Genomic DNA, 6,349 nt, shown 5'->3' on the forward strand with positions numbered 1-6,349 from the left:
GATTGCGGTGTCGCTTTCCTATTTTCATACGGTTTTCTTAACGCCTTTTGTATCATTATCATGACTAACATACAAAACATGTCCCTTGAGGACATCATGGGAGAGCGCTTTGGGCGCTATTCTAAATATATCATTCAGGAACGGGCACTGCCGGACATTCGCGACGGCCTCAAGCCCGTTCAGCGGCGCATTCTTTATTCCATGAATAAGGACGGTAACACCTTTGATAAGGGCTACCGCAAGTCGGCCAAGTCGGTCGGGAATATCATGGGGAATTTTCACCCGCACGGGGACAGCTCCATTTATGACGCTATGGTGCGTATGTCGCAGGACTGGAAAAATCGTGAGATTTTGGTCGAAATGCACGGAAATAATGGTTCCATGGACGGTGACCCGCCTGCGGCTATGCGTTATACCGAGGCGCGTTTGTCTGAAATGGCGGGCTATCTGCTAGAAGACATCGATAAAAATACGGTGCCTTTTGCTTGGAACTTTGATGATACGGAGAAGGAGCCGACTGTTTTGCCGGCTGCCTTTCCAAATCTTCTGGTCAATGGGGCGACAGGGATTTCGGCTGGTTATGCGACGGATATTCCGCCCCACAATTTGGCAGAAGTCATTGACGCTACGGTTTATATGATTGACCACCCATCGGCTAAGGTTGACAAGCTCATGGAGTTTTTGCCGGGGCCAGATTTTCCGACGGGAGCCATTATCCAAGGGCGCGACGAAATCAAAAAAGCCTACGAAACAGGCAAGGGGCGCGTGGTTGTGCGCTCTAAGACCGAGATTGAAAAGCTCAAGGGCGGCAAGGAGCAAATCTTTGTCACTGAAATTCCTTATGAAATCAATAAGGCAGTTTTAGTCAAGAAAATCGACGATGTGCGGGTCAATAACAAGGTGGCAGGGATTGCCGAAGTGCGGGACGAAAGCGACCGCGACGGGCTGCGTATTGCCATTGAGCTCAAGAAAGACGCCAATACCGAGCTCATTCTCAACTATCTTTTCAAGTACACCGACTTGCAAATCAACTATAATTTCAACATGGTGGCGATTGATCATTTCACGCCGCAGCAGGTTGGACTGGTGCCGATTTTGACAAGCTACATCGCTCACCGCAAGGAAATTATTTTATCGCGCAGCCGTTTTGACAAGGCTAAGGCGGAAAAGCGTCTCCATATTGTGGAGGGATTGATTCGGGTGATTTCCATTTTGGACGACGTTATCGCTCTAATCCGTGCTTCTGAAAATAAGGCTGACGCTAAGGAAAACCTCAAGGTCAGCTATGATTTTACCGAGGAGCAGGCGGAAGCCATTGTGACCTTGCAACTTTACCGCCTGACCAATACCGATGTGGTGATTTTGGAGGAAGAGCAGGCTGAATTGCGCGAGAAAATTGCGATGCTAGCGGCGATTATCGGCGACGAGCGCACCATGTACAATCTCATGAAGCGTGAGCTACGCGAGGTCAAAAAGAAATTTGGCAATCCGCGCCTCAGCGAGCTGCAAGATACGGCCAATGCCATTGAGATTGATACAGCGAGCTTGATTGTCGAGGAAGATACCTATGTCAGCGTGACGCGCAGCGGCTACATCAAACGCACGAGCCCGCGGAGCTTTAATTCTTCTGCTCTGGAGGAGATTGGCAAGCGTGACGACGACCGTCTGGTCTTTGTCAGCCCAGCCAAGACCACTCAGCACCTGCTGATTTTCACCTCTCTTGGCAATGTCATCTATCGACCTGTTCATGAGCTGTCGGACATTCGCTGGAAGGAAATCGGCGAGCATCTGAGCCAGACCATTACCAATTTTGACACCAAGGAAGAAGTGCTCTATACGGAAATTGTCGATACTTTTGAGCAGGGGACTTATTTTGCGGCGACCAAGCTGGGGCAAATCAAGCGCGTGGAGCGCAGCGAGTTTAGCCCTTGGCGGACTTACAAGTCTAAGTCGCTCAAGTTTGCCAAGCTGAAAAATGCGGACGACCAGGTGGTGGCGATTGCGCCAATCATGCTGGACGATGTCATGCTGGTCACGAAAAATGGCTACGCTCTGCGATTTAATATTGAAGAAGTGCCTGTGGTCGGTGCCAAGGCGGCAGGAGTCAAGGCAATCAATCTCAAAAAAGACGATGTTTTAACGGCAGCTTTTGTTGCTAACACCGACTCGCTCTATCTTTTGACCCAGCGTGGCTCCCTCAAGCGCATGGCAGTTGCAGATATTCCAGCGACCAGCCGTGCCAATCGTGGACTGCAAGTCCTGCGTGAACTCAAATCCAAACCGCACCGCGTTTTCCTGGCGGGAGCAGTCTTGAGTTCGCAAGCGGGACTAGACCTTTTCAGCACAGAAGTTTCTGAAGACGAACAAATCTTGCAAGTGATTTCTAACAAGGGAACGACCTATGAAATCAATCTTGCTGACCTCAGCCTGTCTGAGCGCACCAGCAACGGCAGCTTTATCTCAGATACCATTTCGGACGAAGAAGTCTTTGCGGCTTATATAAAATAGCAGAACCAGCCTCGTGCTGGTTTTTGCTTGCTAATTAAATAGGACTTGATAAAATAAAGAAAAAGAGGTGAGACAAATGGCTTATGAAGAAGATTGGTTTATGCAGCAAATTAAAGGAGCGGGAAATGTCATCGGCGCCATTATGCACCTTCAGAAAACGGAGTTAGATTTGGGGATGGTTGAAGACGAGGAAGGAAAAACTGTGGACGGTCGCCTTTATCTAACAGAGTTGCTTGAAAGTGAGCAATTTGAACAAGCCTTTGATTTTATTTCTGCTCAAATGAAGTGTCTTCCATTTCCGCAGTATGAAATTTTGGTAGAAGAAGTTATTACTTATATAGAAAGACTTCCTGAAGATAGAAAGAAAGCTCATGAATTTTCTGAAGAAGCCTTATCCGCCTTAAAAAAGAAATTGCTAGAATTTCTTTGGTAGGAAAATGACCAACCAGCTTCGTGCTGGTTTTTCTAAAAAAAGAATTTTCAGAATTTTGCAAAAAACTGTTGAAAATATTTCAAAAAGGTGTAAAATAGGGAGTGAGACAGAAGGATTTCTGTGATAGTTAAAAGGAGTAGAAGTTTATGACAGTAAATCTTGACTGGGAAAACCTCGGTTTTTCTTATATGAAATTGCCTTACCGCTACATCGCTCACTACCGTAATGGTCAGTGGGAAAAAGGAGAATTGACAGAAGATGCGACCTTGCATATTTCTGAGTCGTCTCCAAGTCTTCACTACGGCCAGCAGGCTTTTGAGGGGCTCAAGGCTTATCGAACCAAGGACGGTAGCATTCAGCTTTTCCGCCCCGATAAAAATGCGGAGCGCTTACAACGAACGGCTGACCGCTTGCTCATGCCGCAAGTTCCGACAGACATGTTTGTGGATGCTTGTAAGCAGGTCGTCCGCGCCAACGAAGAATACGTTCCGCCATATGGTACGGGGGGCACGCTCTACATCCGTCCGCTCTTAATTGGGGTGGGAGACATTATCGGTGTGAAACCGGCAGAAGAGTATATTTTCACCGTTTTCACCATGCCGGTTGGCAATTACTTCAAAGGCGGCTTGACACCGACTAACTTTATCGTGTCACAAGATTATGACCGTGCTGCGCCTTATGGGACGGGTGCTGCCAAGGTCGGTGGAAATTATGCTGCCAGTCTCTTACCGGGGAAAATCGCCCACGACAAGAATTTTTCAGATGTGATTTACCTAGACCCAGCTACCCACACCAAGATTGAGGAAGTCGGCTCTGCCAATTTCTTCGGGATTACCAAGGATAATGAGTTTGTAACACCGCTCAGCCCGTCCATTTTGCCGTCAATCACTAAGTATTCTCTCCTTTATTTGGCGGAAAATCGCCTTGGTTTGAAGCCGGTAGAAGGAGATGTACCGATTGCTGATTTGGATCGTTTTGTTGAAGCAGGTGCCTGCGGTACGGCTGCCGTGATTTCGCCAATCGGTGGCATTCAAAATGGCGATGATTTCCATGTCTTTTACAGTGAGACCGAAGTCGGACCTGTCACGCGTAAGCTCTATGACGAACTAACGGGCATCCAGTTTGGCGATGTAGAAGCGCCAGCAGGCTGGATTGTCAAGGTGGATTAAACTTTTTACGGAAATTAAAAATAGAGGCTGAAATATAATTTTTAGCCTCGTTCTCATAAAACTTGCTTCTGGGCGGCTTTTTGTGTACAATAGTCTCTTGAAAGAGGTAGAAAAATGAGTAAAAAAGATAAAAAAATTGAAATTCAAGTGACAGATGCAAAAGTTACAGTCGGACAAGATAGTTATGAAGGTTATGCTTTGACAATTGGTAAAAAGTTAATTGGAGAAATTGCCGAACTAGATGGTCAATTTGCTATCGTAAAAAACGGAAATATCGAAAGTTTTTACAAAAAACTTGAAAAAGCAGTGGAAAATTCAATCGAAACTTATAATTTGAATAAATAAGTTCTTGATTTTTAAAGAAATCAATGATATAATGAGTATCGTTGATTATCGGAGAGATAGCGAAGAGGCTAAACGCGGCGGACTGTAAATCCGCTCCTTCGGGTTCGGGGGTTCGAATCCCTCTCTCTCCATTCAACTAATGGGGTATAGCCAAGCGGTAAGGCAAGGGACTTTGACTCCCTCATGCGTTGGTTCGAATCCAGCTACCCCAGTTCTTAAGTAAACATATCATGCAAGAGGTAAAATGTCTAGGGATATTTTACCCATATTGTATATGGGTATAGACGTTAAAGATAAATCAATGTTGTCATTGCGGGTGCTTAGGGAAAATATTTTAAAGTATGTCAAGCAAAAGCTTGATTGTTGGAGGATTTTTTTAGATGAATGAATTTGAAGATTTGCTAAACAGTGTTAGCCAAGTTGAACCAGGTGACGTTGTTACTGCTGAAGTATTGACAGTTGACGCTAACCAAGCTAATGTTGCAATCGCTGGTACGGGTGTAGAAGGTGTCTTGACTCTTCGCGAATTGACAAACGACCGTGATGCAGACATTAACGAACTTGTGAAACCAGGTGAAACACTTGAAGTGCTTGTTCTTCGCCAAGTAGTAGGTAAAGATACTGATACAGTTACATACCTAGTATCTAAAAAACGTTTAGAAGCTCGCAAAGCATGGGACAAATTGGTTGGTCGTGAAGAAGAAGTAGTTACTGTTAAAGGAACTCGCGCAGTTAAGGGCGGACTTTCAGTCGAATTTGAAGGGCTTCGTGGTTTCATTCCAGCTTCAATGCTTGATACTCGTTTCGTTCGCAACACTGAACGTTTTGTAGGTCAAGAGTTTGAAGCAAAAATTAAAGAGGTTGACCCTAAAGAAAATCGCTTTATCCTTTCACGTCGTGAAGTTGTAGAAGAAGCAGCCGCTGCAGCACGTGCAGAAGTGTTTGGTAAATTGAATGTTGGTGATATTGTAAAAGGCAAAGTTGCTCGTATCACTAGCTTCGGTGCTTTCATTGACCTCGGTGGTGTGGATGGTCTTGTTCATTTGACTGAGTTGTCACACGAGCGCAACGTATCACCTAAATCTGTCGTTTCAGTCGGTGAAGAAATCGAAGTGAAAGTTCTTGATTTGAACGAAGAAGAAGGGCGCGTATCTCTTTCTCTTAAAGCTACAACACCTGGACCATGGGACGGCGTTGAGCAAAAATTGGCTGCTGGTGATGTAATCGAAGGGACTGTGAAACGTTTGACTGACTTTGGTGCCTTCGTTGAAGTATTGCCAGGAATTGACGGCTTGGTGCACATTTCACAAATTTCACACAAACGTGTTGAAAATCCTAAAGATGTGCTTAAGGTTGGTCAAGAAGTGACTGTTAAAGTGCTTGATGTCAATGCCGCAGATGAACGTGTATCCCTTTCTATCAAGGCACTTGAAGAACGTCCAGTCCAAGAAGAAGATCAAAAAGAGGAAAAACGTCAATCACGTCCACGTCGTCAAAAACGTCAAGAAAAACGTGACTTTGAACTTCCAGAAACTCAAACTGGATTCTCAATGGCTGACTTGTTCGGTGATATTGAATTATAAGAAGATTAAAAAGATTGAGATTTTCTCAATCTTTTTTGGGCTCTTTGTCAACTGTAGTGGGTTGATGAGAAGTTATAATCTGGAGAGGACTAAATCAGTCCTCTCCTTTTTGATGTTCAAAGCGATGAGGATTCTAGTTTTAAAATTGTCAAAGTTCCGAAAGCCGAAAGCGTTTCGCTTGATGACTTTGATGAGGTTGTTAGTAGCTTCTAGTTTTGCGTTTGAGTAGGGCAGTTCCAGTGCGTTCAGGATCTTATCCTTGTTTTTCAAGAAGGTCTTAAAAACAGTTTGAAAGATAGGGTTTACAGAAG

The 6,349-nt window shown here is 44.9% G+C and carries 6 protein-coding genes and 2 tRNA genes; 7 read left to right on the forward strand and 1 reads right to left on the reverse strand.

Going from position 1 to position 6,349, the window contains the following annotated elements; translation table 11 throughout:
- The first annotated feature begins 60 nt into the window (after positions 1 to 60).
- From parC to rpsA, 7 genes are all read left to right on the forward strand, one after another.
- The gene (parC, locus tag A3I3_RS0104235; protein ID WP_026129802.1) at positions 61 to 2,508 is read left to right on the forward strand and encodes a DNA topoisomerase IV subunit A; all 2,448 of its coding nucleotides are present in this window, start codon (positions 61 to 63) and stop codon (positions 2,506 to 2,508) included.
- Positions 2,509 to 2,584: 76 nt separating this feature from the next.
- Positions 2,585 to 2,941 carry a hypothetical protein gene (locus tag A3I3_RS0104240; RefSeq protein WP_018371493.1) on the forward strand — a complete coding sequence of 119 codons (357 nt, stop codon included), beginning with the start codon at positions 2,585 to 2,587 and terminating at the stop codon, positions 2,939 to 2,941.
- A gap of 146 nt (positions 2,942 to 3,087) precedes the next feature.
- Positions 3,088 to 4,110, forward strand: a complete 1,023-nt coding sequence (locus tag A3I3_RS0104250) for a branched-chain amino acid aminotransferase (RefSeq protein WP_018371495.1) — start codon at positions 3,088 to 3,090, stop codon at positions 4,108 to 4,110.
- A gap of 114 nt (positions 4,111 to 4,224) precedes the next feature.
- Entirely contained in the window at positions 4,225 to 4,455 is a 231-nt protein-coding gene (locus tag A3I3_RS0104255; protein WP_018371496.1) for a DUF2969 domain-containing protein, read from the forward strand.
- A gap of 50 nt (positions 4,456 to 4,505) precedes the next feature.
- Positions 4,506 to 4,586, forward strand: a tRNA-Tyr gene (locus A3I3_RS0104260).
- Positions 4,587 to 4,595: 9 nt separating this feature from the next.
- Positions 4,596 to 4,667, forward strand: a tRNA-Gln gene (locus A3I3_RS0104265).
- Between the two features lie 168 nt (positions 4,668 to 4,835).
- On the forward strand, positions 4,836 to 6,038 hold the full coding sequence (gene rpsA / locus A3I3_RS0104275; protein WP_018371498.1) for a 30S ribosomal protein S1: 1,203 nt from the start codon (positions 4,836 to 4,838) through the stop codon (positions 6,036 to 6,038).
- 72 nt (positions 6,039 to 6,110) lie between these two features.
- On the opposite strand, the gene A3I3_RS0104280 is transcribed toward rpsA, so the two are convergent.
- Positions 6,111 to 6,349: ISL3 family transposase (locus A3I3_RS0104280; protein WP_018371499.1), on the reverse strand; the 239-nt coding region annotated here is incomplete at its 5' end.

The organism is Streptococcus massiliensis DSM 18628 (assembly GCF_000380065.1).
GTDB lineage: Bacteria > Bacillota > Bacilli > Lactobacillales > Streptococcaceae > Streptococcus > Streptococcus massiliensis.

Excerpts from the sequence above, each read along its gene's own strand:
- parC (WP_026129802.1), top strand. The coding sequence starts at position 61 with ATGACTAACATACAAAACATGTCCCTTGAGGACATCATGGGAGAGCGC.
- A3I3_RS0104240 (WP_018371493.1), top strand. The coding sequence starts at position 2,585 with ATGGCTTATGAAGAAGATTGGTTTATGCAGCAAATTAAAGGAGCGGGA.
- A3I3_RS0104250 (WP_018371495.1), top strand. The coding sequence starts at position 3,088 with ATGACAGTAAATCTTGACTGGGAAAACCTCGGTTTTTCTTATATGAAA.
- A3I3_RS0104255 (WP_018371496.1), top strand. The coding sequence starts at position 4,225 with ATGAGTAAAAAAGATAAAAAAATTGAAATTCAAGTGACAGATGCAAAA.
- rpsA (WP_018371498.1), top strand. The coding sequence starts at position 4,836 with ATGAATGAATTTGAAGATTTGCTAAACAGTGTTAGCCAAGTTGAACCA.